The sequence below is a fragment of the Lentzea sp. NPDC054927 genome (assembly GCF_053610285.1).
Genome location: NZ_JBSGXZ010000046.1, coordinates 19,482 through 44,976 on the forward strand (window position 1 = coordinate 19,482; position 25,495 = coordinate 44,976).

17 protein-coding genes are annotated in these 25,495 nt (G+C 68.9%); 8 read left to right on the top strand and 9 right to left on the bottom strand.

Annotation, left to right across the window (positions count from 1 at the left end):
- Positions 1-90 precede the first annotated feature (90 nt).
- From ACWGE0_RS38410 to ACWGE0_RS38425, 4 genes are read right to left on the bottom strand one after another with little or no spacing between them, the layout of a single operon-like run.
- The gene (locus ACWGE0_RS38410) at positions 91-1,119 is read right to left on the bottom strand and encodes a LacI family DNA-binding transcriptional regulator (protein ID WP_452265790.1); all 1,029 of its coding nucleotides are present in this window, start codon (positions 1,117-1,119) and stop codon (positions 91-93) included.
- A 5-nt stretch (positions 1,120-1,124) separates the two neighbouring features.
- Complete coding sequence (locus ACWGE0_RS38415) at positions 1,125-2,102, bottom strand: carbohydrate ABC transporter permease (protein WP_452265791.1); 978 nt, start codon at positions 2,100-2,102, stop codon at positions 1,125-1,127.
- On the bottom strand, positions 2,099-3,064 hold the full coding sequence (locus tag ACWGE0_RS38420) for an ABC transporter permease (protein ID WP_452265792.1): 966 nt from the start codon (positions 3,062-3,064) through the stop codon (positions 2,099-2,101). The genes ACWGE0_RS38415 and ACWGE0_RS38420 overlap by 4 nt, the downstream gene beginning before the upstream one ends.
- Positions 3,061-4,743, bottom strand: coding sequence for a hypothetical protein (locus ACWGE0_RS38425; RefSeq protein WP_452265793.1), 1,683 nt, complete (start codon positions 4,741-4,743; stop codon positions 3,061-3,063). The genes ACWGE0_RS38420 and ACWGE0_RS38425 overlap by 4 nt, the downstream gene beginning before the upstream one ends.
- A gap of 161 nt (positions 4,744-4,904) precedes the next feature.
- Between ACWGE0_RS38425 and ACWGE0_RS38430 the strand changes: the two genes are divergently transcribed.
- Both ACWGE0_RS38430 and ACWGE0_RS38435 read left to right on the top strand, forming a co-directional pair.
- Positions 4,905-7,733, top strand: a complete 2,829-nt coding sequence (locus ACWGE0_RS38430) for a glycoside hydrolase family 3 C-terminal domain-containing protein (RefSeq protein WP_452265794.1) — start codon at positions 4,905-4,907, stop codon at positions 7,731-7,733.
- A gap of 243 nt (positions 7,734-7,976) precedes the next feature.
- Positions 7,977-8,957 carry an acetylxylan esterase gene (locus ACWGE0_RS38435; protein ID WP_452265795.1) on the top strand — a complete coding sequence of 327 codons (981 nt, stop codon included), beginning with the start codon at positions 7,977-7,979 and terminating at the stop codon, positions 8,955-8,957.
- Between the two features lie 67 nt (positions 8,958-9,024).
- On the opposite strand, the gene ACWGE0_RS38440 is transcribed toward ACWGE0_RS38435, so the two are convergent.
- Entirely contained in the window at positions 9,025-9,717 is a 693-nt protein-coding gene (locus ACWGE0_RS38440; protein WP_452265796.1) for a glycoside hydrolase family 12 protein, read from the bottom strand.
- 259 nt (positions 9,718-9,976) lie between these two features.
- Between ACWGE0_RS38440 and ACWGE0_RS38445 the strand changes: the two genes are divergently transcribed.
- A complete protein-coding gene (locus ACWGE0_RS38445) occupies positions 9,977-11,017 on the top strand; it encodes a LacI family DNA-binding transcriptional regulator (protein WP_452265797.1) in 1,041 nt (346 codons plus the stop codon).
- A 13-nt stretch (positions 11,018-11,030) separates the two neighbouring features.
- Here ACWGE0_RS38445 and ACWGE0_RS38450 read toward each other — a convergent pair whose 3' ends face one another.
- A complete protein-coding gene (locus tag ACWGE0_RS38450; RefSeq protein ID WP_452265798.1) occupies positions 11,031-12,470 on the bottom strand; it encodes an RICIN domain-containing protein in 1,440 nt (479 codons plus the stop codon).
- Positions 12,471-12,723: 253 nt separating this feature from the next.
- Here ACWGE0_RS38450 and ACWGE0_RS38455 point away from each other — a divergent pair, with 253 nt between their 5' ends.
- The 3 genes from ACWGE0_RS38455 (at position 12,724) to ACWGE0_RS38465 (ending at position 19,953) form a co-directional block, all read left to right on the top strand.
- Positions 12,724-13,464 carry a FadR/GntR family transcriptional regulator gene (locus tag ACWGE0_RS38455; RefSeq protein ID WP_452265799.1) on the top strand — a complete coding sequence of 247 codons (741 nt, stop codon included), beginning with the start codon at positions 12,724-12,726 and terminating at the stop codon, positions 13,462-13,464.
- Positions 13,465-13,771: 307 nt separating this feature from the next.
- Positions 13,772-16,171, top strand: a complete 2,400-nt coding sequence (locus ACWGE0_RS38460; protein ID WP_452265800.1) for a non-reducing end alpha-L-arabinofuranosidase family hydrolase — start codon at positions 13,772-13,774, stop codon at positions 16,169-16,171.
- A gap of 17 nt (positions 16,172-16,188) precedes the next feature.
- A complete protein-coding gene (locus ACWGE0_RS38465) occupies positions 16,189-19,953 on the top strand; it encodes a glycoside hydrolase family 2 TIM barrel-domain containing protein (RefSeq protein WP_452265801.1) in 3,765 nt (1,254 codons plus the stop codon).
- Positions 19,954-20,014: 61 nt separating this feature from the next.
- Here the strand turns inward: ACWGE0_RS38465 and ACWGE0_RS38470 are convergent, their stop codons facing one another.
- Both ACWGE0_RS38470 and ACWGE0_RS38475 read right to left on the bottom strand, forming a co-directional pair.
- Positions 20,015-21,796 (bottom strand): TIM barrel protein, encoded by a 1,782-nt coding sequence (locus ACWGE0_RS38470; protein ID WP_452265802.1) that lies wholly within the window; start codon positions 21,794-21,796, stop codon positions 20,015-20,017.
- Positions 21,786-22,634 (bottom strand): shikimate dehydrogenase, encoded by an 849-nt coding sequence (locus ACWGE0_RS38475; protein WP_452265803.1) that lies wholly within the window; start codon positions 22,632-22,634, stop codon positions 21,786-21,788. Before ACWGE0_RS38475 ends, ACWGE0_RS38470 begins: the two co-directional genes overlap by 11 nt.
- Before the next feature lie 111 nt (positions 22,635-22,745).
- On the opposite strand from ACWGE0_RS38475, the gene ACWGE0_RS38480 reads away from it, so the two are divergent.
- Both ACWGE0_RS38480 and ACWGE0_RS38485 read left to right on the top strand, forming a co-directional pair.
- Positions 22,746-23,387 (top strand): TetR/AcrR family transcriptional regulator, encoded by a 642-nt coding sequence (locus tag ACWGE0_RS38480; protein ID WP_319970342.1) that lies wholly within the window; start codon positions 22,746-22,748, stop codon positions 23,385-23,387.
- Positions 23,388-23,462: 75 nt separating this feature from the next.
- The gene (locus ACWGE0_RS38485) at positions 23,463-24,767 is read left to right on the top strand and encodes an MFS transporter (RefSeq protein WP_452265804.1); all 1,305 of its coding nucleotides are present in this window, start codon (positions 23,463-23,465) and stop codon (positions 24,765-24,767) included.
- 39 nt (positions 24,768-24,806) lie between these two features.
- On the opposite strand, the gene ACWGE0_RS38490 is transcribed toward ACWGE0_RS38485, so the two are convergent.
- Complete coding sequence (locus ACWGE0_RS38490) at positions 24,807-25,484, bottom strand: hypothetical protein (protein WP_452265805.1); 678 nt, start codon at positions 25,482-25,484, stop codon at positions 24,807-24,809.
- Between the last annotated feature and the right edge of the window lie 11 nt (positions 25,485-25,495).

The following is a 25,495-nucleotide window of genomic DNA, read 5'->3' on the forward strand; positions in this document are numbered from 1 at the left end:
TCGTCACGGCCGGCTTGGCGGTCTGTCAGGGCCGGCCGGGACAGGCGTGGTCAGGTCGTCACGGCCGGCTCGGCAGCGGGCCGGCGCCGGTCAGGGCCGGCGCGGCGCGGGCCCGGTGCTGTCCCGGATGGTCAGTGCGGGCGTGAGCAGGACCCGTTCGTCGGCGGGACGGTCGCCGCCGGCCGCCGTGATGAGCCTGCGCACGACCTGTTCGACGGCGACCCTGCCGAGCGTCTGCGCGGAGCCGGTCACCGCGGTGAGCCTGGGCGCGAACTGCTCGGCGAGCTGGTCCTGGCAGAGCGCGATAACCGAGGTGTCCTCCGGCACGGTCCGTCCGCTCATGCGCAACAACGTGAGCAGCGGCCCGATCGCACCCTCGTTCTGCACCACGAAACCGGTGGTTCCCGGCCGGTCCGCGAGGACGCGGGCGAGCGTCCCCGCGGTGCTCTCGTAGGTGCCCTCGCACGACCGGTGCAAGAACCGCAGACCGCGCTGCTCCGCCCGGTCGCGGAAGCCGGTGAGCGTGCGCTCGGCGTAGCCGGCGTGCCGGTGGTAGACACCGGAGCCGTAGCCGATGAACGCGATCTCGCGGTGGCCCAGATCGGCCAGGTGGTCCGCGCACACCGCACCGGCGGCGGCGAAGTCGTGGTCCACACAGGACAGTCCGCGGCCGTCCTCCGCCAGGCCGATCAGCGCCGCCTGGGTGCCCTGGGCCCGCAGCACCGGGATGCGCTCGTCGTCCAGTTCGACGTCCATCAGGATCACGCCGTCGGCCAGGCCGCTGGCCGCGATCCGCTTCACCCCGGCCGGCCCCTCGTCGTTGGTGATCAGCAGGACGTCGTAGCCGTGCTGACGGGCCGCCATGGTCACCGAGATCGCGATCTCCATCATGACCGGGACGTAGACGTCGGTGCGCAACGGCACCATCAGCGCGACGACGTGCGACCGCCGGGCGGCCAGTGCCCGCGCACCGGCGTGCGGGTGGTAGCCGAGCTCCCGCACGGAACTCTGGACCCGGCGCTGGGTCTCCTCGGAGATCGAGCGCTTGCCGCTCAGCACGTAGCTCACCGTGCTGGACGAAACGCCCGCGTGCCTGGCCACATCGGCAATGGTCACCATGTGCGTCAACCCTTGATCGCGCCGGTCAGGACACCCGTGCGGAAGTGCTTCTGCACGAACGGATAGACGATGAGCAACGGCACGAGAGTCAGCACCACCACGGCCATCTGCAACGCCAGCGGCGCGGTCTGGGACAACGCGGTGCCGAAGCCCGAGTTGACCGAGCCCGGCATGCCGTTGCCGCGGTTGACGTACGTGTAGAGCACGTACTGCAGCGGCCATTTCTCGCTGTCCGTCGGCATGTACATCATCACGTTGAAGAAGGAGTTCCAGTAGCCGACGCCGTAGAACAGCGCCATCACCGCCGTGACGGCACGCGAGGTCGGCAGCACGATCGACCACAGGATCCGCCAGTCGCCCGCACCGTCGATCCGCGCGGCCTCGATCAGGTCGAGCGAGGTGCTGGAGTAGAACGACCGCAGGATCAGGATGTTGAAGACCGAGATCGCGCTCGGCAGGATCAACGCCCACAGCTGGCCGTAGCCGCCCAGCCCGGTGACGACCAGGAAGGTGGGGATCAGGCCGCCGTTGACGAACATCGTGACGATCAACAGCGTCAGCAGGAAGCGGTGCGCGAACGAACGCGACCGGGACAGGCCGTAGGCGCACATGACCGAGACCACCATCGACACGAGCGTGCCGACCGCCGTGATCCCGAGGCTCACCACCAGAGCGGTGCGCACCGTCGCGTCCTGCAGCATGACCCGGTAGGCCTCGAAGGTCAGCTCGTCCGGCCAGAGCACGAGACCGCCCGCGCGGTTGACCGCGCCCTGGGTGGACAGGCTGGTCACCACGATGATCCACAACGGCACCAGCATGATGAGCAGCACGCCGGTGAGGGTCACGCCCTTTCCGGCCTCGCCGGCGAGCGTCGGCGGTTCCTCCCAGGCCGGGCGGCTGCCGCGGCGCTTGCGGCGCACGGGTGGTTCCGGCGCGATCGCAGCCTCGCTCATGCGTTCGACAACGCTGAGTGTGTCGGTCATTTTCGGTACAACCCGTCTTCACCGAAGGCGTGCGCCATCTTGTTCGCACCCCAGATGAGCAGCAGCGAGATCACGCTCTTGAACAGGCCCGCCGCCGCGCCATAGCTGTAGTCGCCGGTGGCGATGCCGTAGTAGAACGAGAAGGTGTCGAGCACGTCGGCCGTGTCGTAGCCCACCGCGTTGCGCTGGATCAGGAACTGTTCGAAGCCCACGGTCAGCGCGTTGCCCAGGCGCAGCACCAGCATCAGCACGATGACGCCGCGCAGACCGGGCAGGGTGATGTGCCACAGCCGCCGCCATCGTCCGGCACCGTCGGCCGCCGCCGCCTCGTAGAGGTCGGTGTTGATGGCGGCGAGCGCGGCCAGGAAGACGATGATCCCCCAGCCGGCCTCCTTCCAGATCACCTGGGCGGAGACCAGCAGCGCGAAGGTGTCCGGGTTCGTCATGACGTCCCAGGTACCGATGTCGTTGTTGCGCAGGACGTGGTTGAGCGCCCCCGCACCGCCGAGCATCTGCTGGAAGATCGTGATGGCCAGCACCCACGAGAAGAAGTGCGGCAGGTAGACCACGGACTGGATGAAGTTGCGCACCCGCAGCGACAGCACCGAGTTGAGCAGCAGCGCCAGCGCGATCGGGACCGGGAAGAACAGGACCAGCTGGACGAAGCTCAGGTACAGCGTGTTCTGCACCGCGTTCCAGAACAGCGGGTCGCCGAACAGCCGCTGGAACTGGTCGAGACCGGCCCAGGTGCTGTACCAGATCCCGGCCAGCGGGTCGTACTCCTGGAACGCGGTGACGAGCCCGAACAGCGGGACGTAGTTGAAGACCACCAGCAGCATGACGGCGGGCAACGTCATCAGGATCAGCGACCGGTCGCGGCGCAGCCGCACCCGCCAGCTCAGCCGCGCCGGTCGCCTCGTGCGGTCCGGCGGCGCCGTGGTCGTCGTGGTCGCGGTGGTCACTGTCCGGTGCCGTGCTTCTGCAGGACGTTGTCGTTCGTCCACTGGATCAGCTTGTCGCCACCACCACTGGACTTCCAGCTGGCCACGGCGTCCTTGACCTCGGACACCTTCTTCTTGCCGTGGTAGCAGTCCTTCATCGCGTCCTCGACCTGCTGACCGGCGTCGGCCGTGGCCTGCGCCTGGGGCATGCTGATGTTCATGTTCCAGAACACCGGCTTGACCAGCGCCTTCACGTTGGCGGCCTGCCAGGAGGTGTAGTCCCTGGTGACGATGTCCGCGCCGGGGTTGTTGACCACGTTGGACGCCGCGGCGAGGAACGGGTAGGTCTTCGCCTGGACCTCCTTCTTGCCCGCCTCGGTGGCCGTCGGCACGCCGTCGACCATGGTGAAGTGGGTGCCCTCGACGCCGAAGTTGACCATCGTGAACTCGGCGGAGCCGAACGGCGCGGCGAGGTAGTTCGCGACGGCGAGGCACTCCTCGATCTGCTCCGGCTTCAGGTTGATGTTGAGGTAGCTCATCATGTCGGCGCCCGCGCCCATGTAGACCCGCGGTTCGCTCTTGCCGTCGGCGGCGAAGATGTTCAGCCCGCCACGCCGGTAGCTCGGGTTGGCGGCCTTGCCGGCCTGGGCGTCGGCGAGGTTCCACGCCCCCGTGCCACCACTCGTGATCAGCGTCTTGCCGCCGTAGAACCGGGTGTTGCCGTTGGCGTTGTCACCCGCCAGCGCGTCGGGGTGCACGTACCCGGCGGCCGCGAGCCGGTTGCACCAGTCGAGTGCCGCGAGGAACTCCTCGGTCTCGTACACGTGGACGAGCTTTCCGTTGTCCACCCGCCACTTCAGCGGCGCGCCGAAGGAGGTGTAGATGTAGCGGTAGACGTCGTCGAACGCCCACACGCCGTTCTTGGCGTCGGTCAGCTCCTTGCCGAGGTTCATCAGGTCGTCGGCGGACTTCACCTGGTCGGCCTTGATGCCCCTGGCTTCGAAGACGTCCTGGCGGTAGTAGAGGAGGCCGGCGATCTGGAAGCCGGTGGCGAACGACGGGATCCCGTACAACTTCTCGCCCCAGGCACCGGTCCGCCACGCGGAGGTCGGGATGGCCGCGAGGTTGGGGTACTTCTTGATGTTGTCGCCGGACAGGTAGGGCGTCAGGTCCGCGAGCTGGTTCCCCACCAGCCCGCCGACGTTCATCTGGGAGTTCCACCAGGCGGGGAGCTGGATCCAGTCGGGCAGCCGCTTCGAGGCCGTCATCGTCGGGATGATGGTGTTGTAGGTGTTGCCGTCGGCCGGTTTCATCTCCAGCTGGACGCCCAGAGCCTTGTTCATGGCCTGGTAGAACGAGTTGTCGGCCGGCGGAATGGTCCCCCACAGCGGCGTGACCGCCGCGTACTTGCCGCCCTTGCCGGGAACGCCGGACACGGTGGCGACCCGGTTGGCGGGGTAGCTCAGGAAACCGGGGTTCGTCATCACGTCGGGGCCGCCCGCGATGGACGGGATGTCCGGTTTGATCGACGTGTTCGGCACGTAGGCCGGCAGCACGGCCTTGAGGGCGGCCTCGGAACCCACACCCGCCCGCTGGGCCGGTCCGCTGCCGCAGGCGGACAGCAGCGGCCCCAGCGCGACGAGCCCTGCAGCCGAGACGGCGGCGTTGAGGAAGCTTCTGCGGTTCAACTCGTTGCCCATGACGGAACCCGATCCTTCGTCGTCGAAGTGTCGAAGCGCTTAAACAGATGCCGGGGAGGCTAGTGACGCACGTCGCACTTAACAAGCCCGTTGACAGCGGAAACCTGTTCGTGCCACCGTCGAAACGCTTCAACGCTAGCTCCGACCTGAGGGGTTACCACGTGGTTTCCGAGTCTGTGCCCGCCGTCGATCGGCTGCCTTTCCACGATCCGGCGCTGCCGACGCGCAAGCGCATCGACGACCTGCTCGGGCGACTCACGCTCGACGAGCGGATCGGGATGCTGCACCAGTACTCGCCGGCCGTGCCCCGGTTGGGAGTCGCCGCGTTCCGCACCGGGTCGGAGGCCCTGCACGGCGTCGCCTGGCTGGGCGTCGCCACCGTCTTCCCCCAGGCTGTCGGGCTGGGCGCCACCTGGGACGAGGAGCTGGTGCACCGCGTCGCCGAGGCCACCTCGGTCGAGCTGAGGGCGTTCCACTACCACCGGTCGCCCGCCATCGGCACGGGCGCGAACAGCCTGCAGGCATGGGCGCCGGTGCTGAACCTGCTGCGCGACCCGCGCTGGGGCCGCAACGAGGAGGGCTACTCCGAGGACCCGGTGCACACCGCACGGCTCGGAACGGCGTTCTGCCGGGGACTGACGGGCGACCACCACCGGTTCCTGCGCACGGCCCCGGTGCTCAAGCACTTCCTGGCCTACAACAACGAGGACGACCGGTGCGTCACGTCCTCCGGCGTGCGCCCGCGGGTGCTGCAGGAGTACGATCTCGCGGCCTTCCGCCCCGTGGTCGCCTCCGGCGCGGCCACCGGTGCCATGGCCGCGTACAACCTGGTCAACGGCCGTCCGTGCCACGTCACCCCGCTCATCGAGACGGAGCTGCGCCGCTGGGCGGAGCCGACCGGCCACGAGCTGTTCGTGGTGAGCGACGCGGAGGCACCGTCCAACCTGGTCGACCCTGAGCACTACTTCGACGACCACGCCGAGTCCCACGGGGCCGCGCTCAAGGCCGGCATCGACAGCTTCACCGACCACGGCGAGGACAGCGCCACCCCGTTCCGCAGGCTGCGCGAGGCACTGGACCGCGGCCTGATCGACGAGGCCGACGTGAACCGCGCGGTGCGGCGGCAGCTGGAGATCCGCTTCCGCCTCGGCGAGTTCGACCCCGGGCTCGACCCGTACGCAGGCATCGGCCCGGACGTCATCGACTGCCCGGAGCACCGCACCCTCGCACTGCGGGCCGCGACCGAGTCCGTGGTGTTGCTGCGCAACGACGGACTCCTGCCGCTCGACCCGGACCGCACCCGGCGCATCGCCGTGATCGGCCCGCTCGCCGGCGTGCTGTGCGAGGACTGGTACAGCGGCACGCTGCCGTACCAGGTCACGGTCGCGAGTGGACTCGAGGCGGTGTTCGGCGGCGAGGTGGTCGTCGCGGACGGCGCCGACCGGGTGGCGCTGCGCTCGCGCACCAGCGGCGAGCTGCTGGACAAGACCGCGTTCGACGTCGCCGACTGGGGCGACGGGGTGCTGACGCTGCGGTCCGCGGAGACCGGCCGCTACCTGAGCCTCAAGAGCGCGGACGACTCGCTCGTCGCCGACCAGGACCAGATCAAGAGCTGGGACGTCCGCGAGACGTTCCGCCTCGTGCCGTCGGAAGATTCCGTGCTGCTGCAGAACGTGCTGACCGGCCGGTACGCCGTGGTCGATCCGGTCGACGGCCGGGTGAGCGTCAATGCCGACACACCGGAATCCGCCGAACGCTGGGAGCGCGAACTGCTGCGCGACGGCACCGCCGAAGCATTGGCCGCCGCCGTGTCCGCGGACGTCGCGGTGGTCGTCCTCGGCAACCAGCCGCTGATCGACGGCCGCGAGACCGAGGACCGCGCGGGCATCGCACTGCCCGCGGCCCAGGAGTCGTTGCTGCGCGAGGTGGCCGGAGTCCGCAGGGACACCGCGCTGGTCGTGATGAGCAGCTACCCCTACGCCCTGGACTGGGCCGACGAGCACCTGCCCGCCGTGGTGTGGACCTCCCACGGCGGGCAGGAAACCGGCAGGGCGGTGGCCGCCGTCCTGCTCGGCGAGGCCGACCCCGCCGGGCGCCTGCCGCAGACCTGGTACCGCGGCGACGACGAGCTGCCGCACCCGCTCGACTACGACATCATCAAGGCGGGCTGGACCTACCAGTACCACCGCGCCGCGCCGCTGTACCCGTTCGGCCACGGCCTCTCCTACACCGACTTCGCCCACCGCGACCTGATCCTGTCCGCGGACACCGTCACCGGGAACAGCGCGATCGACGTCTCGGTGACGGTGTCCAACACCGGCACCCGCACCGGCAGCGAGGTGGTCCAGCTCTACGTCCGCGCCCTCGACGCCCGCTACGAGGCACCCCGGCTGCGACTCGCCGACTTCCGCAAGGTCTCCCTGTCCCCCAAGGAAAGCCGCGTGCTCACCTTCCGGCTGTCCACCGACCAGCTCACACACTGGGACGTGGCAACGGGTGCGTTCACCGCCGACCCCGGCGCCTACGAGGTGCTGATCGCCCGTTCCGCCGAGGACGTCGTGCTCACCGCGCCGCTCACCGTTGCCGGCCCTGCTCCCGCACCGCGCGCCGCCGTGGACCGCCGCGTCCTGGCCGCCGACTTCGACGACCACGACGGCGCTACCTTCGTCGACGCCACCCGCACCACAGGTGACGCGATCACCCCTGCCGACCCCGCTCAGCCCACGACCCTGTGGTTCTCCTCCGCAGACCTGTCGGGCGCGGTCCGGGTCGAGGCCGAGGTGTCCCGGGAGAGTGATGCTCCCGGCGACCGCCTGGAGTTCTGGACGGACGAGGGGCTGCTGGCGGAGATCCCGGTGCCGGTCACCGGTGGCCGCTACGAGTGGGCGACCGCGTCGGCCACGCTGCCCGCGCCGTTGTCCGGGGTTCACGACCTGCGGGTGAGGTTGCACGGCACCTTCCGCCTGGCCGCGTTCCGCTTCTCCCGCTGAGACCGGTGGCCCGCCACTCCGGCGACGGCGGGCCACCACCCAATCGATCCAGGTCGCACCGCACCTGGCCGAGACCGGTGGCCCGTGACCGGCGGGAAACGGGCCACCACCACCTTCAGGCGTGTGCAAGTACCACCGACTGCGAGTCGGCGGTACTTGCACACGGCCACATCCACCCCAGCCGAGCCTCAGCGGCCGGCCGCCGTGGCGAGGCCGGGCACCACCCCTTGAAGGAGTCACCCGATGCCGTTGACGGACGCCAGCCTCGACGAGCTCACCGGCTACCGCCCACATCTGCCGGCGCCACCGGACTTCGACGCGTTCTGGACCCGGACCCTCACCGAGGCGCGGGCGGGCGGCGGCGCCGTGAAGGCCGAGCGGGTCACCGACCGGCACCTGCTGCGCACCGTCGAGGTCAACGACGTCCGATTCCCCGGCTGGAACGGCGAACCCGTGGCGGCCTGGCTGCTGCGACCACGCGAAGCAGAGAGATCGATGCCCGTCGTCGTCACCTACGCCGGCTACACCGGCGGGCGCGGCCTGCCCACCGACCACCTGCTCTGGTCCGCCGCCGGGTACGCGCAGCTCGTCGTCGACAGCCGCGGCCAGGGCCACGAGACGCCTGACCGCGGTGAGGGCGACGGCACGCAGTGGGCCAAGGGCTTCATGACCCGCGGCATCGACTCCCCCGAGAACTACTACTACCGGCGGCTCATCACCGACTGCGTCCGCGCCGTGGACGCGGCCGGCGAGCTGCCAGGGCTGGATGCCGAGAGGGTGATCGTCGCGGGTGGCAGTCAGGGCGGCGGGCTGGCGATCGCGGTGGCCGGGCTGACCCGTGTCGCGGCGGTGCTGGCGGACGTGCCGTTCCTCTGCCACTTCCGGCGGGCGGCGGAGATGTGCGGCGACGGGCCCTACCAGGAGCTCGCCGAGTACCTGCGCTGGCACAGCAGGCATCGGGTGAACGACACGTTCGCCACGCTGTCCTACTTCGACGGGGTCCACTTCGCCCAGCGCGCGCTGGCGCCGGCGTTGTTCAGCGTCGGGTTGATGGACCCGGTCTGCCCGCCGTCCACCGTCTACGCCGCCTTCAACCGGTACGCGGGCGGGGACCGGACCATGACCGTGTGGCCGTTCGCCGACCACGGTGGCGGGCACGGCTCGAACTCGGTCACGCAGCTGGAGTGGTTGCGCGAGCGCGGTTTGGTGCCGGAAGTGCGGTAGCGGCCGGAGCCTCCCCAGCACGAATGGCGCTGTCCGCGGGAATTCCCGTGGACAGCGCCATCGATGCTCAGCCGAAGGAGACGGAGTAGCTGTTGGTGGTGAAGTTGAGGCCACCGCTGGACGAGGTGATCTCGTAACCGAACTGCACGGAGCCCACGGTGACGTCACCGAACCAGCCCTGGCCCCGGATCCAGTTCATCACGGCTTTGATGTCGACCGTGCCGGAACCCGTGTTGGACGTGCGGACGAACGAGAACACCGCGTTCGAGCCGTTCGAGCCGCGGTGGACGTCCCAGGTGTGGCCGCCCACCGAGATCGTCGTCAGCCGGGAGCCGATCGGTCCCACGGCGCCGACCTTGTTCATCCACAACATGATCTCGTAGGCGTTGTTGTCAGCCCAGATGTCGTAGGCGGTCGTGTAGGCACCGGAGCCGGGGTACGAGACGTTGAAACTGCTCGACAGGCTGCCGAGCGAGCTCAGCCTGCGGTTCACCTGCCTCTCCGAGTGCGGATAGGACTTGATCCCGCCGGTGTTGGGGTGGTTCGCCCAGACACCCCAGTTGCTGTAGGAGTTGGCCCAGACCGTCTGGGGTCCGTAGCCGTTGCCCCAGACGTTGTTGCGCACCGTGTATCCGCCGTTCGACCAGGTTCCCCACCTGTCGGAGGAACTCCAGGTCGCCGCCAGCGCGCTGCCGGTACCCAGTGAAACCGTCAGCACGGCCACCGTCGCGACAATCAACGCACGCATCATCTTGATCATTGATTTTGCCCTTCCGCACATCATTGAACGGAATTCACACCACACCACTGCGAACCGAATCGAAACGCTTCGACCAGCTATTCAGAATCTGGCACAGCCGAAATCCCGGCGTCAAGAGAACTTCCGCAGTTCGACGAATTCGCTCAATCCGGCATCGATTTTCGACGGATGTTCGACGGCGTCCGGCCACAGGGGACACCGCCCGCGCCCGGCGCCGGGCTCCGCGCCGCCGTACGAGAACTTCCCGCGCCGCACTACGATGATCGCCACTTGCCGACGCGCGATCCGAGGGGCGGGCATGATCACGATCAAAGAGGTCGCCCGCCACGCCGGCGTCTCGATCAGCACGGTCTCGTACGTGCTCAGCGGAAAACGGAGCATCTCCGAAGAGACGAGACGGCGAGTCGAGCAGAGCATCGTCGAACTCGGCTACCACCCGAACGCCGGTGCGCGTGCGCTCGCCTCGAGCCGGTCACGTGTGATCGGCCTGATCGTGCCGTTGCGGTCCGACCACAACATGCCGGTCATCATGCAGTTCGTCTCGTCGATCCTGGCTTCCGCGCGCGACTACGACTACGACGTGTTGCTGCTGACCAAGGAGGCGGGCCCCGGCGAGGCACATCGGGTCACCGCGCGGTCCATGGCGGACGCGATCATCGTGATGGACGTGGAGAGCGCCGATCCGCGCGTGCCCGAACTGCGCACGGTCAACGCGCCGGTGGTCCTGCTCGGCATGCCCGACGACCACCAGGGCCTCAACTGCGTCGACCTCGACTTCGCCTCCGCCGGTAGACAGATGGTGGGCCATCTCGCCGATCGAGGGCACCGCTCGATCGCGCTGATCGGCTCACCGCCCGCCGTCTACGAACGCGGCACCAGCTACGCCGCCCGGCTGCTGGCCGGTTTCCAGCAGGAGACCGCCCAGCGGAACCTGCCTGCCTCGGTGCACTCGTGCGCCGCGGACTACGAGGCGGTCTCGGCGTGCCTCGACGACGTGCTGAGTCCCGAACGCGGCACCACCGGTCTGGTCGTGCACAACGAGGCGGTGCTCGGCCCGTTGCTGCTCGAACTGCGCCGCCGATCGCTGAAGGTGCCGGCCGACCTGTCGGTGATCACGCTGTGCCCCGATGACATCGCGCGGAACCTGGCCGTGCCGCTCACCTCGATCTCCGTGCCCGCCGACGAACTGGGCGCGATGGCCGTCGAGATGGTGACGGGCCGCCTCGAGCGGGAGCAGGCGCCGGAGATCCGCCTGCTCCAGCCGCGGCTGACCGACCGCGGCAGCACCTCCACCCGCTGACCACGGCCGCTGCTCAGCCCGCCGCGACGATCCGCCACTGCTGGTTGGTGCTGTTGCTGTCGCTCCACTGCCCGAGGTTCGCGGTGCCCGACGCACGACCCATGCCGTCCAGGTAGAGGCCGGTCGCACGGTTCCTGACGCGCACGTCATTGCCCCTGCTCTTGCCGGTCACCACCATCCACTGCTGGCTCGTGGCCGTGCTGCCAGGGCGCTGGCTCGTGTCGGAGCCGTTGGACGTGCGGCCGGCGCCGTCGAGGTACAGGCCGGTGACCGCGTTCTTGAACCGGACGTAGGAGCCGGTGTTCTCGACGATCCACCGCTGACTGGCGCTGGTGCCGCCGCTGCCCTGACCTGCCGTCGAGTCGGTGGTCCTGCCGAGACCGTCGACGTACCAACCGGTTCCGATGTTGCGGACCTCGACCGTGGTGCTGCCGCCCTCGCCCACACCCCAGGCGTAGCGCAGCTGCTGCAGCCCCGACGGGTTCGTCAGCGACAGCGCGATGTTCTGGCCGCTGCCGCTCCTGCTGGTCATGCTGTACCAGTCACCGTCGCGCAGGCCCGGCCAGTACACGCTGCCCATCCCGAGGCTGCGCAGCTTCGCGCTGACGCCCCTGATGTAGTCGGCCATGTAGGACCCGCTGGGGATGCTGTAGTCGACCGCGTCGAAGGACACGCCGTTCTTGGAACCGGGACTCATCGGTCCGCCCCACTCGGTGGCGATGGTGCGGCTGGCGTAGTTGCCGATGTAACCACCGATGTGGTTCGCCCACTCGGTTTCGCTCTCGTAGCCGGCGAAGAACGAGTAGTCGTGCACCGCGAGCAGCGTGCCGTTCAGCCTGCTGTCACCGCCGACCGCCGGAACGTTCTGGGCGAGGCCGGCGCCGTCGAGGATCACCCTGCCGCGCGGGACAGTGGAATACCTGCCCAGCCAGGAGTTGTACATGTTGTTCAGGTCGCCGGTGCTGTAGCCGTGCGGTTCGTTGATGACCTCGAAGTAGGCGTTCGGGTTACCGCCGTACTTCGCGATGACCTTGTCCCACATCTGGTCGAACGCGCTCGTGCTGGGCGGCCGGCCGCCGGTGTGCGCCCAGTACGCGAAGATCACGTTGCCCTTGGCGAGCGCGGTGTCGATGGCGCCGGTGTAGGTGCCCCAGTAGTTCGCCACGGTCGGCTCGTTGATCGGGATCCGCACCGTGTTGGCGCCGGTGATGGAGTACATCTGGCCGACGACGCGGTCCGCGACGGTGGCCGCCGAGGAGTAGGTGTCCGACGCGCTGAGCCCGGACGGGTACAGCACACCGTTGACGAAGTTGTCCCTCTGGTCGGCCCAGTTCACGCCCCTGAACTGACTCGTGGAGGCCTGGGCCTGGGGCGAGACGGCGGTGACCAGGCCTGCGGCGAGCAGCAGCGAGGCCAGCAACCGCAAGATGGTAAGCGCTTTCCAACGACTCATCAGCTGCTCCACAACGTTGTGTCACTCATCGCTGTCGTGCGAACGCGGGCCGTGCCCGGCGTGCACCATGAGAGCAGCCAGGTGAAGTCGACGTCAACAAGATGAGCATGCTTATCTTGTTGCCAGCTCAATACCTCTGGCACCGCCCGTGACCTTGGACGATTGCCTGTTCGACGGGTTGTTCTGCTCGTTCGATGCGCATGTACCCTGGTTTCGACAGGCGAAAAGTCGTACTCATGAAGGAGCTGTCTCGGTGGATGCCGATGCCGCGTACGCCCCGCCCGCCGCCTACCGGCCGGGCTACGAGCTGGTGGCCGAGCGGATCCTGCAGCTCATCGCGGAGCTGGAGCTGCGCCCCGGTGACCGCATGCCGACCGAGAACGAGCTGGCCGGCCGGATGGGGACCAGCCGGACCGTGGTGCGAGAAGCGGTGAAGATCCTCTCGGCGCTCGGGCGGGTGCGCGCGCACAAGGGCCGCGGGCTGTACGTGGCCGACGACGAGGGCATGCTCGGTTCCTCGCGGTGGGGCGGTTTCTTCCTGCCCACCGACCTCGACCACGTCTACATGCTCTTCGAGTTCCGCCGGGTCCAGGAGACCGCGGCCGCGCGCCACGCCGCGACCCGTGCGACCCCCGCCGAGCTGCGCGCCATCGAGCTCGCCTCCGACCTGTGCCGCGAGGGGCACGTGACCGGGCAGCCGGCGCTGTTCGACCGCGGGGACGACGAGTTCCACCTGGCCGTCGCGGCCGCGTCGCACAACCAGTTCCTGGTCGCGTCGGTGCGCGAGGCCCGCCGCCTGCAACGCCAGTCCAACATCATCGGGATGAACGGCGCGGTCGGCAGCCACACCGCGGAGGCGGTGGAGGAGCACACCGCGATCTACCAGGCCATCCGCGACGGCGACCCGGAGGCAGCCGCCGCGGCCGCCGCCGTGCACGTGGACAGGACCCTCGAGGACTACCGCAGGGAGATCCAGCGCCGCGTCTTCGGCTGACCTGGACCCGCCTTCCGAATGTGTGCTACAAACTTTCCGGTGTTCAGTGCAATGAATCGCACTAACCGTCACCGGACGTACGTGCCTGACGCCGTGAACGTGCCGTCGCCACCGGCCGCTCCCGGACTCATCCCGGCATTGCCGATCGCCACCGCACCGCGCCCTCCAGGGCGAAGATCCTGACTGTCCACTGAGGACCAACCGGAGCCGCACCGCCGTCGGCGCCCGGTGATGACGCACGACCGGTGTGCCTCAACGCCGGAGAACTCGATTAACCCCACCTTTCAATGATGAAACGAGGGTTGCGATGTTCAACAGCCACTCCCTGCGACGGCGGGCTCGTTCGGCGGCAGCCGTCCTGGCTGCCGCAGGACTCACAGCGACAACCCTCGCCGCCTTTCCCGGCCCTGCCGCGGCGGCGGCGAGCACACTCGGTGCCGCGGCGGCACAGAGCGGCCGGTACTTCGGGGCCGCGATCTCCCAGAGCCACCTCGGCGAATCGGCGTACGTGAACACGTGGAGCACGGAGTTCAACAGCGTCACGCCGGAAAACGAGATGAAATGGGACACCGTCGAGCCCAGCCCCAACCGGTTCAACTTCGGACCGGCCGACCAGATCGTCAGCCAGGCGCGCAGCCGCGGCATGTCGGTCCGCGGCCACACCTTCGTGTGGTACCAGCAGATTCCCGACTGGGTGAGGAACCTGAACGGGAACGACCTGCGCGCCGCGATCGCGAACCACATCAACCAGGTGGCCGGTCACTGGAAGGGCCAGATCCACTCCTGGGACGTGGTGAACGAGGCGTTCGAGGAGAACGGGTCCCGCCGCCAGTGGTTCGTCCAGCAGCGGCTTGGCGACGGCTACATGGACGAGGCGTTCCGCACCGCCCGTGCCGCCGATCCCAACGCGAAGCTGTGTTACAACGACTACAACACCGACGGCATCAACGCGAAGAGCACCGGCATCTACAACATGGTGCGCGACTTCAAGTCCCGCGGGGTGCCGATCGACTGCGTCGGCTTCCAGAGCCACCTGAGCTCCGGCGCGAACCTGAGCAGCTACCAGGCGAACCTGCAGCGCTTCGCCGACCTCGGCGTCGACGTGCAGATCACCGAACTGGACGTCGGCGGCTCCGGCGCCGGCCAGGCCGCGACCTACCGCACGGTGATCCAGGCGTGCATGGCCGTGACCCGCTGCACCGGCATCACTCCCTGGGGCGTCACGGACAAGTACTCGTGGCGCAACGACACCCCGTTGCTGTTCGACGGCAACTACAACAAGAAGCAGGCGTACACCGCGGTGCTCGACGCGCTCAACAGCGGCGGCGGTGGTGGCGGCAGTGGAACGCTGCGTGCCGTGGCCGCCGGCAGGTGCGTGGACGTGCCGAACTCGGCGACCGCACCCGGCACGCAGCTGCAGATCTGGGACTGCCACAGCGGCACGAACCAGCAGTGGACCCGCGCGTCGTCCGGTGAGATCACGGTCTACACCGGTGGCTCCAAGCGGTGCCTGGACACCTCCGGCACAGCGGCAGGCTCGAACACGATCATCGCGAACTGCACCGGCGGCAACAACCAGAAGTGGAACGCCAACAGCAACGGCACGATCACGAACGTCCAATCAGGACTGTGCCTCGACGTCAACGGCGCCGCGACCGCCAACGGCACCAGGGTGATCATCTGGTCCTGCAACGGTGGCAGCAACCAGCAGTGGACCGGCCTGACCGATCCCGGACCCGGGCCCGGCCCTGGCCCCCTGCCGTCGCGCTACACGTGGAGCTCGAGCCAGCAGCTGATCTCACCCAAGTCCGACGCGACGCACAACATCGCCGGCATCAAGGACCCGTCGGTGGTCTACCACAACGGGAAGTGGCACGTCTTCGCCAGCGTGGCGAACGCGGCGGGCTACAACATGGTGTACCTGAGCTTCACCGACTGGGCGCAGGCGAGCGCGGCCTCCCACTTCTACCTCGACCGGTCGGGGATCGGCGCGGGCTACCGGGCGGCGCCGGAGGTGTTCTTCTTCGCACCGCAGAACCTCTGGTACCTCGTCTACCAGGACGGCAACGCCGCCTACTCGACCAACCCGGACATCAACAACCCGGCGGGGTGGACCGCGCCCAGGCACTTCTACCCGGAAATGCCGAAGATCATCCGGGACAACATCGGCAACGGGTACTGGGTCGACATGTGGGTCATCTGCGACACGGTGAACTGCCACCTGTTCTCCTCCGACGACAACGGTCACCTGTACCGGTCCCAGACCCCGGTCGGGAACTTCCCGAACGGCATGAGCGAGCCGGTCATCGCCGCCCAGGACCCCGACAGGTACAAGCTGTTCGAAGCGGCCAACGTGTACAAAGTGGACGGTTCCGACCAGTACCTCCTGCTGGTGGAGGCGATCGGGGCACAGGGCAGGTACTTCCGCTCCTGGAAGTCCGGCAGCATCTCCGGACCGTGGACGGCGCTGGCCGACGCGGAGGCCGCCCCGTTCGCGGGCCCGGCCAACGTCACGTTCCCCGGCGGCGCCTGGACCCGCGACATCAGCCACGGCGAGATGATCCGCACCGGCACCGACCAGACGCTGACCATCAGCCCGTGCCAGATCCGCTACCTGTACCAGGGCCGCGATCCGAACTCCGGCGGCGACTACAACAGCCTGCCGTGGCGGCTGGGCCTGCTCACGCAAACCAACTCCGCTTGCTGACCGGCTAGGAGACGACGTTGTCCAACACCCCAGACGCCCCGGACGAACGCGCGCCTGCTCACCGGCGCAGGATCCGCAGGCGCACGCTGCTCGGCGGCGGACTCGCGGCGCTGGCCGCCCCCTCCCTGGCCGGGCCCGCTTCAGCAGAAACCACGGCGACCTCAGCGACCTCGGCTACCGGTGACGTCGGCGCGGCGGCGTGGGTCGACCCGCCCAACGGCTATCCCGAGTGGAACAACAACATCGGGTACTTCCAGGTCAACTCCCAGCCCGCGCACGCCACGTTCATGCCCTACGCCGATCTCCAGCAGGCGCTGGCCGGAGACCGCACGAACTCGCCGTTCCGGCTCGACCTGACCGGCACCTGGCGGTTCAAGCACGTCACCCGCGCGGCCGACCGGGACCAGAACTTCTGGCGCACCGACTACAACGACAGCAACTGGGCCACTCTCCCGGTGCCGTCCAGCTGGCAACTGCACGGCTACGACAACCCGATCTACACCAACGTCCCGTACCCGTGGTGGGGCAACAACGGCCAGAACGAGAACACGCAGCCGCCGTTCGCGCCGTCGCGGGTCAGTCCCGTCGGCCAGTACCGCAGGACGTTCACGCTGCCGCCCGCCTGGCAGGGGCGCCGGGTCAACATCCACTTCGAGGGCGTCAAGGCCGGGTTCTACCTGTGGGTCAACGGCACGAAGGTGGGGTACCGCGAGGGTTCGTACACGCCGTCCGAGTTCGACATCACCGATCAGGTCAGGGCGGGCTCGAACCTGATCACGGTCGAGGTCTTCAAGTTCCCCGACGGGGACTGGCTGGAGGACCAGGACATGATCCGGCTGTCCGGCATCTTCCGGCCGGTCTGGCTCTACTCGCTGCCCGCCGCGCACCTGCGCGACTTCACGATCACCACGCCGCTGCGGGACAACTACACCAACGCGGACCTCGCGGTGGCGGTGGCCGTCCGCAACAACGGCGGCCAGCAACCGGGCACGTTCACGGTGGAAACCCAGCTGTACGACCACAACCGGCAACCCGTCTGGCCGGAACCGTTGCGCACACCGGTGAACTCCCCCTCGCCGGGCCAGGAAGCGACCGCACGTGGTTCCAAAGCGGTGCAGGGACCGAGACTCTGGTCGGCCGAGCACCCGAACCTCTACACCGCCGTGCTCACGTTGCGCGACCCGTCCGGCGCGGTGACCCAGACCGTGTCGGCACGGGTCGGTTTCCGCGAGTTCGCCCTCAAGAACGGCCTCATGCGGATCAACGGCCAGCCGGTGTCGTTGCGCGGCACCAACCGGCACGAGATGGACCCGGACCGCGGGACCGCGCTGACCCGTGAGGACCAGATCCGCGACATCACGGTGATGAAGCGGCTCAACATCAACTCGGTGCGCACGTCGCACTACCCGAACAACACGGTGTTCTACGACCTCGCCGACGAGTACGGCCTGTACGTCGTCGACGAGGTCAACCTGGAGACACACGGGATCCGCGACAGCTACCCCGCATCGAGGTCGGACTGGACCTCGAACGTCCTCGACCGCGCGGCCCAGATGGTCCACCGGGACAAGAACCACGCGTCGGTGATCATCTGGTCGCTCGGCAACGAGGCCGGTGGTGGCAGCAACTTCGTGACGATGCGCGACTGGATCCGCGCGGCCGACCCCACCAGGGTCATCCAGTACGAGGGCGACAACCGCCCCCAGGTCAGCGACATCCGCTCCGCCATGTACGAAAGCCCGGCAGGGGTGGCGAACCGGGCGCGGAACACCTCCGATACCCGGCCGTACGTGATGATCGAGTACACCCACAGCATGGGCAACTCGACCGGCAACCTCAAGGAGTACTGGGACATCATCCGGGCCAACCCGATCCTGCAGGGCGGCTGGATCTGGGACTTCGTCGACCAGGCCCTGACCTGGAAGGCCTCGTCCGGCGCCACGTACCTCGCCTACGGCGGCGACTGGGGCGACAACCCGAACGACGGTGCCTTCTGCGGCGACGGCATCGTCACCCCCGACCGGCGGATCAGCGGCAAGGGCGTCGAGGTCAAACAGGTCTACCAGGCGATCAACGCCGACAACGCGGGCGCCGCGGGCACCGTCCGGATCACCAACGAGTACCTGTTCACCAACGTCAACGAGTTCGTCTGCACCTGGGCACTCGTCGCCGACGGCGCCGTTGTCCAAAGTGGAGAGCTCACCGCCGAGCAGGCCAACATCCCGCCGCTGTCGAACAAGACGGTGCAGGTACCCATCCAGCGCCCGGCCAACCCGGCGCCCGGCGAGGAGCACTTCCTGCAGCTGTCGTTCAAGCTGCGGACGGCGACGTCGTGGGCAGGCGCCGGTTTCGAGGTGGCCAAACAACAACTGCCGGTCAACTTCAGCAGCCCACCGGTCGTGCCGACGCCGGTCACGTCGGTGCCGGTGGTGACCGCCACCGAGACCGGCGACCGCATCACCGTCACCGGCCAGGACTTCAGCGTGGTCATCGCCAAGGCGTCCGGCCTGATCACCTCCTACGACGCGATGGGCATGCGGCTGCTGAACTCCGGCCCGCAGCCCAACTTCTGGCGGGCGCCGACCGACAACGACGTCGGCAACGGCCATCCGAACCGCAACGGCACGTGGCGCAACGCCGGCGCCAACCGGACGGTCAGCAGGGTCGTTCTCGACCGGCCGTCCGACCGCGCGGCGCGGATCACCGTCAGCGGCACCCTGCCGACCAGCACCGTGTCGACGTTCACGACGACGTACACGATCTACGGCAACGGTGAGATCAAGGTCGACAACCTCCTGCACCCCGGATCGTCCGGCCTGCCCTACATCCCCGAGGTGGGCACGATGCTGTTCGTGCCGGGCGAGCTCTCCCGGCTGCACTACTACGGCCGCGGCCCGCACGAGAACCAGTGGGACCGCAAGACCGGCTCCGACGTCGGCGTGTACTCCTCGACCGTCGCCGAGCAGTGGACCGGTTACCTCCGGCCGCAGGAGAACGGCAACAAGACCGACGTCCGCTGGGTCGCCCTGGTCAACGGCGCCGGCCGCGGCCTGCTCGCGTCCGCCGAACCGCTGCTGGAGGTGAACGCGTCCTACTTCACCCCGGAGGACCTCTCCAAGGGCGTCCGGCACGACTACCAGCTGACCAGGCGGCAGGACGTGGTGCTGCGGCTGAACCTGCGGCAGACGGGCGTCGGCGGCAACGACAGCTGGGGCGCGCACCCGCTCGACACCTACAAGCTGTTCCCCAACCGGGACTACACCTACACGTACCGGTTGAAGCCGTTGCCCGACGTCGGCCAGGCGCTCGCGCTGACCCGCAAGCCGGTCGGGACCGCCGGTGGTGGCACCGGCACGGTGCAGCCAGGGGTGGACTACCGGCTCGTCGCCCAGCACAGCAACAAGCTGCTCGACATCAACGGCGGTTCCACCGCGGCGGGTGCCGCCGCGATCCAGTGGGCGGCCACGGGCGGGCAGAACCAGGTGTTCGACTTCCTCGACTCCGGCGGCGGCTTCTACCGGGTCCGCGCCCGGCACAGCGGTCTCGTGCTCCAGGTCGCGAGTTCGAGCACCGGCGCCGACATCACGCAACAGACCGACAGCAACTCGACCAGCCAGCAGTGGCAGGTCGTCGACCAGGGCCTGGGCGTGATCAGCCTGGTCAACCGGCAGAGCGGTCTCACCATGGACGTGTGGGAGGCCTCGACCGCCGACGGTGCCCGCATCTCGCAGTGGACCGCCGGCAGCGGACTGAACCAGCGGTTCGGGCTGCAACGGTTGTAGCGCCGGTCCGGACGTCCGGGAACGCCCGCCGCACGAGCTCTTGGCCGTGCGGCGGGCGATCTCACCTGCTCGTGGTGTGGGCGCCCTGCCGCGCTTCGTGATGGGCCGCCATCCGGACGGGCGCGTTGACCACGCCGAATCCGCGGTAGTCACCGATGCGCTGGACCACCTCGAAGAACACCCGCGCGCCTGCCAGTTCGGTGTAGAAGTGCAGGTACTCGCCGCGTTCGTCGCGGTCGTAGAGCACGGAATGCTTGCGCAGCGCGCTGATGCGATCGGACGGCAGGCCGGTGCGTGCGGCGAGGTCGTCGTAGTAGTTGCCCGGGATCTCCAGCAGTCGCGCACCCAGCTGCCGGAGCGCCTCGGCGGACGCGATCGCGTCGGCGGTCGTGAACGCTATGTGCTGGGGCGATTCGACCGCGGGCGCCCAGCCTCCGCGCCGGACGAGAGCCGCGTCCAGGGTGAGCCGCACGCCTCCTCCGCTCACACCGCGGCCGCGCACCAGGCCGAACGGTGCCGCGAACTCCGCTGTGGCGCCCGGTTCCAGGCCCAGCACGGAACGGTAGAAGAGCGTGGCCTCGTCGAAGTTGTCGAACGGCTGGGTCAGCGCCACGTGGTCGATGCCGGTGATTCCCGCGTCCGGGGCCGATTCCCGGGTCGCCACGAAGTCGCCGCGCCAGTCGTTGTCGGCGCACAGGAAGATCTGCGTTCCGTCCGGGGTGGCGATGGCGGTCAGCGGGGCTTCGCCGGGGCCGGCCGTCCGGGACAACGGTGGTGCGAGCAGGACCTTCGCCCGCTGCGCCGCGGCGGCCGGGTCCGGCACGGAGATGCCGAGTGCGCCGATCGCGCCGGGCTCGCCGTCCGCGTTGACCAGCACGCGTGCTTCGCCCTGCGTCCACAGTTCCACCGGCTTCGAGCGGTGCACGCCCGCTCGGGTGAAGCCCAGCGCGGCCAGGTTCGTCTCCCCCACGACCTCGGCGAAGGCGTAGCCGGACGGGACGGGTGCGGCAGGAACGTCCAGCAGGCCCAGGGAATCCCGCAGGCTGATCAGCGACCGCATCGCGTCGACCGCAGCTCGGTGGGGGTCCGACTGGCGGAAGACGTCGTTGAACACCTCGAGCGAGAGCGGTCCGCGATAGCCGGCGTCGAGCACGTTGCGGGTGAACGTCGTCAGGTCGAAGTCGCCCTGTCCCGGGAAGAGGCGGTGGTGGCGGCTCCATTGGAGGACGTCCATCGGCAGCGTCGGCGCGTCGGCGAGCTGCAGGAAGAAGATCTTCTCGCCGGGGATCGCGCGGATGGCCCGCGGATCGTCCCCTTTGGACAGGATGTGGAAACTGTCCAGGCAGACGCCCAATGCCGGGTGAGCGGCGCGGCGGACGATTCGCCACGCGTGTTCGTAGCCGTTGACGAACCGGCCCCAGGCGAGCGCCTCGTAGGCGATGCGCAGGCCTCGTTCGCCCGCGCGCGTCGCGAGCAGGTGCAGTTGTTCCGCAGCCAGATCGTCGTCGTCGATGGCGTCCTGCGAGACCGACGAGCACACCAGCACGGTGTCCACGCCCAGTTCGGCCATGACGTCGAACTTGTGCTCGGCGCGGCGCAGGTTGGCGGCGAGCACGTCCGGCGGCACGGCCTCGAAGTCGCGGAAGGGCTGGTACAGATCGATTTTCAACCCGAGGTCGGTGCAGCGCCGCCGGATCTCCTCCGGAGCACGGCGGTCCGCGAGCAGGTCGTTCTCGAACAGCTCCACGCCGTCGAAGCCCGCTTCGGCGGCCGCGGTCAGCTTGTCGTCCAGGGTGCCGGAAAGGCACACGGTGGCGATGGCGGTGCGCGGGTCAGGACGCATGGGCGGGTTCCCCCTCCAACTCCTCGAAGTGCGCGAGCATCCGGTCCGCGTCCGGCTCGACGCCGGTGAACAGCCGCAGCGACTCGGCAGCCTGGAGCACGACCATCCCGCCACCGTGCAGCACCCGGCAGCCCCGCGCCCGCGCTGCGGCCAGAAGCGCGGTCTCCAGCGGCCGGTAGACGATGTCGGCGACCCAGAGTTCGGCGCGCAGCAACGACTCGTCGATCGGCAGTCCGGGATGTGCCGCCATGCCGGTGGGAGTCGCGTGCACCAGGCCGTCGGCCGTCCGGACGGCATCCGGGGTGCACAGGACGGCCCGCTCGGAGCCGAACGTGCGCCGCAGCGCCGTGACCAGGCTGTCGGCGCGGGCCGGGTCGACGTCGCAGACACCGAGGCGGCCGGTGCCGAGCGACAGCAGCGCGTGTCCCACCGCGGCGCCCGCCCCGCCCGCTCCGAGCAGGACGACGTTCTCCATCCGCGCGTCCGGCAGGCCCCGGCTCAGGCTGCGCGCGAAGCCCGTCGCGTCGGTGTTGTGGCCGATCGCCCTGCCGTTCTCGAAGACCACGGTGTTGACGGCGCCCAGCGCGGCGGCCTCCGGGACGATCTCGTCCAGGTGCGGCAGGATCTTCTGCTTCGCCGGGTGGGTGATGTTGAGCCCGTCGAACCCCTCTGCCCTGGCCGCGGCCAGCACCTCACCGATCGGTTGCCCGATGACGTCGAGGTCGAGCAGCCGGTAGCTGTAGCGCAGCCCGAGCTCACCGGCCTCGCGCTCGTGCAGCGCCGGGCTCAGGGACGGACCGATACCGGAGCCGATGAGACCGATCAGGTAGATGGACACCCGACCTCCCACTTAATGTACGAACTAGTGAGTTAACGCTAGCGCACCGAGTCGCCCGCAGGAAGGGTTCGACTAGAGTTGGCTGGTCATCCGCAGATCGAAGGGGGCCCGGTGGCAGCACCGTCGTCCGACACCGAGCGCCAGCGAGACAAGGACCGCACGCGCGCGGACATCCTCGACGTGGCCACCCGGGAGTTCGCGGACAAGGGCTACACGGGCGCGCGTGTCGACGAGATCGCCGAGCGCACGAGCACGACCAAGCGGATGATCTACTACTACTTCGGCGGCAAGGAACAGCTCTACATCGCCGTGCTGGAGCAGGCCTACCTGGCGATCCGGGCGCTCGAGGCCGAGCTCGACGTCGAGCACCTCGAGCCGGAGGACGCCATCCGCCGCCTCGCGGAGCTGACCTTCGACCACCACGAGGCGCATCCCGACTTCATCCGGCTCGTCAGCATCGAGAACATCCACCGCGCCGAGCACATCGCCCGCTCGGAAGTGCTGGCGGGGCTCGCGAACCCGGCGCTCGACGGCCTGACGCAGATCCTCGAACGCGGCCGCGCGGCCGGGCGGTTCCGCGACGACGTCGACCCGCTCGACGTGCACATGGTGATCAGCTCGTTCTGCGTCTTCCGGCTCGCGAACCGGCACACGTTCGCCGCGATCTTCGGGCGGGACATGCTCGACCCCGGCCGCCGCGAGCACTACCGGCGGATGCTCGGCGACCTGCTGATCGACTACTTGACCAGCTGAAAGCAAACCCTTGACACGCGGGGGTGGCGTATCCCATTTTGTGTTAACTAACTAGGTCGTACATGGGAGTACGCCGTGACCACATCGATGGCCCGCAAGACTGCGCTGGCAGCCTGGATCGGCAGCGCCCTCGAGTACTACGACTTCTTCATCTACGGCACCGCCGCGGCACTGGTGTTCAACAAGGTCTTCTTCCCCGCGGCCTCGCCGGCGACCGGGACCCTGCTCGCGCTCGGCACGTTCGGCGTGGGCTATCTCGCCAGGCCCCTCGGCGCGTTCATCCTCGGACACGTCGGCGACCGCTTCGGGCGCAAGAAGGTCCTGGTGTTCACGTTGCTGCTGATGGGCGTGGCGACGTTCGCCGTCGGCTGCCTGCCCACCTACGGTTCGGCCGGCGTCCTGGCGCCGGTCCTGCTCGTCGTTCTCCGCCTGCTGCAAGGACTTTCGGCGTCGGGCGAGCAGGCGGGCGCGAACTCGATGTCGCTGGAGCACGCCCCGGAACACCGCCGCGGGTACTTCACCAGCTTCACCCTGAGCGGCACGCAGGCAGGGCAGATCCTCGCCACCGCGATCTTCCTGCCGGTCGCCGCGCTCCCCCAGGAAGATCTGCTGACGTGGGGCTGGCGGGTGCCCTTCTGGTGCAGCGCGGTCGTCGTGGTCGTCGGCCTCGTCATCCGCCGCCGGATCGACGAGACCGCCGAGTTCAAGCGCGCCAAGGTGGCCAAGCTGCCGGTCGCGACGTTGTTCCGGACGCACTGGGCCGACGTGCTGCGAGTCGTCCTCGCGGCCACCATCGCCTCGGTCAGCACGATCTTCACCGTCTACGCCCTGAGCTACGCGGTGAACACGATCGGCCTGGCACGCACGTCCATGCTGTGGGTCGGCGTCCTCGCCAACGTCGTCGCGCTGGCCGCGATCCCGTTGCTGGCAGGGCTTTCGGACCGGATCGGCCGCAAACCGGTGTTCCTCGCCGGCTGTGGCGCGTGCGCGATCCTGATCTTCCCGTACCTGTGGTCGATCTCCATCGGCGCGTACGGCCTGGTGCTCGCCCTCGGCATCCTGATGTTCGGGGTGGCCTACTCCGCGATCAACGGCATCTGGCCCTCGCTGTACGGCGAGATGTTCAGCACCGAGGTCAGGCTGTCCGGCATGGCGATCGGCACGCAGTTCGGGTTCGCCATCGCGGGCCTCGCCCCGAGCGTGGTGTCGGCGATCGGCTCCGGCCGCGACGACTGGATCGGTGTCGCGATCTTCACGGCGGCGGTGTGCGCGCTGAGCGCGGCCGCGATCGCGACGGGGCGTGAGACGTCCAAGGTCCCGACGGCGGAACTCGGTCGCCTGCCGCAGGAGTCTTCCGCACCCGCGGCTGCTCGCGTCTGACAACGCAAGCCGGGTTGCGGACCACGTTCCGCAACCCGGCTACACGTCCGCACAGCTGGACTCGCCCGGCAGCAGCGGCCGGAACACGACGATGAACGACGTCTCGCCGATGCGGAACCGCGTCCCCTTCGGCACGTCGCGCGCGAGCCCCTCCACCTCTGCCGCGTCCAGCACCACGCAGGAGCCGGGATCGACCCGCACGTCAGGCCGCGCGAACGGCCACGGGCGCGCGTTCTGTGACGAGTCGGGTGCCCACGCCACGGCGGCGATCTTCGTCGGCCGGTAGGGCGTCGCCTGGCCGTCCACGTGCAGCGTCGAGTGGAAGTCGGCCAGCTCGCCCTCCGGGTTCACGGCCCTGGTGACGAACCGGTGGCCGCCGGAGTTCAGGACGAAAACCTGCGTGTACCCGTCGATCACCGAGTTGTTGGGGATGTCCTGGTCGCGGTCGAGTCCCGCGTCGTGGGCGTCCTCGTAGAAGTCCACCGCCTTCTCGTGTCCTATGTGGACCACCTCGGCCGTCTGCAACGCACCCGCCGGCGGTCCCGGCCGGATCACCGTGTCATCGCCGTAGAGCGTGAACTCCGGCAGCTCCGCGGGCCTCGGGCCGGGCATGCCGACCAGTTGCTTCGCCTGCAGCGCAAGCCCGTCCGGCACGGCGGGAGCGTCCGCCCCGCAACCGGCCAGCACGATCGCACACACCGCCAAGGACCACCGCATTCCCCTCATGG

Excerpts from the sequence above, each read along its gene's own strand:
- ACWGE0_RS38490 (WP_452265805.1), bottom strand. The coding sequence starts at position 25,484 with ATGCGGTGGTCCTTGGCGGTGTGTGCGATCGTGCTGGCCGGTTGCGGG.
- ACWGE0_RS38435 (WP_452265795.1), top strand. The coding sequence starts at position 7,977 with ATGCCGTTGACGGACGCCAGCCTCGACGAGCTCACCGGCTACCGCCCA.
- ACWGE0_RS38425 (WP_452265793.1), bottom strand. The coding sequence starts at position 4,743 with ATGGGCAACGAGTTGAACCGCAGAAGCTTCCTCAACGCCGCCGTCTCG.
- ACWGE0_RS38470 (WP_452265802.1), bottom strand. The coding sequence starts at position 21,796 with ATGCGTCCTGACCCGCGCACCGCCATCGCCACCGTGTGCCTTTCCGGC.
- ACWGE0_RS38460 (WP_452265800.1), top strand. The coding sequence starts at position 13,772 with ATGTTCAACAGCCACTCCCTGCGACGGCGGGCTCGTTCGGCGGCAGCC.
- ACWGE0_RS38450 (WP_452265798.1), bottom strand. The coding sequence starts at position 12,470 with ATGAGTCGTTGGAAAGCGCTTACCATCTTGCGGTTGCTGGCCTCGCTG.
- ACWGE0_RS38415 (WP_452265791.1), bottom strand. The coding sequence starts at position 2,102 with ATGACCGACACACTCAGCGTTGTCGAACGCATGAGCGAGGCTGCGATC.
- ACWGE0_RS38410 (WP_452265790.1), bottom strand. The coding sequence starts at position 1,119 with ATGGTGACCATTGCCGATGTGGCCAGGCACGCGGGCGTTTCGTCCAGC.
- ACWGE0_RS38440 (WP_452265796.1), bottom strand. The coding sequence starts at position 9,717 with ATGATCAAGATGATGCGTGCGTTGATTGTCGCGACGGTGGCCGTGCTG.
- ACWGE0_RS38445 (WP_452265797.1), top strand. The coding sequence starts at position 9,977 with ATGATCGCCACTTGCCGACGCGCGATCCGAGGGGCGGGCATGATCACG.